Below are 354 nucleotides of genomic sequence, written 5' to 3'. Positions count from 1 at the left end.
TCAGAACATTTGATGTATGAGTTTATTTTCTATCAAGTGTTTTCATTGGTGATAGGAAGCATTCACTGCTATGTGTATCATAATTTCTTTAATAAGTTTGAGCAGGAGAAGTCCCCTATGGAGTATCTGTTTGCTTTATTGGTAGCACTTTATGGCATTATTCCTTTTTTGTTAATTTATTCCTTTTTCAATGGTAATCAATTTGCCTACCTAATGTTAGGGCATTACATTCTATTTTTTGTCCCAACATTTGTAAATGATACTTTTAACAGAGCAATGAAAATCCCACCAAAAGTCTATTTAACTTGGCAATTCCCCGAAAACTATCGTGAATTGGCAGGCGTAAGTGATGAA

The 354-nt window shown here is 33.3% G+C and carries 1 protein-coding gene; it reads left to right on the top strand.

Features of this window, described 5'->3' with window-relative positions; genetic code table 11:
• Nucleotides 1-12: 12 nt before the first annotated feature.
• On the top strand, nt 13-354 hold a 342-nt coding region (locus tag VQ048_RS12810; protein ID WP_327611998.1), incomplete at its 3' end, for a TssN family type VI secretion system protein.

The organism is Bergeyella anatis (assembly GCF_036016955.1).
Classification (GTDB): domain Bacteria; phylum Bacteroidota; class Bacteroidia; order Flavobacteriales; family Weeksellaceae; genus JAYWXI01.
This window is presented reverse-complemented; position numbering and strand designations above follow the sequence as displayed.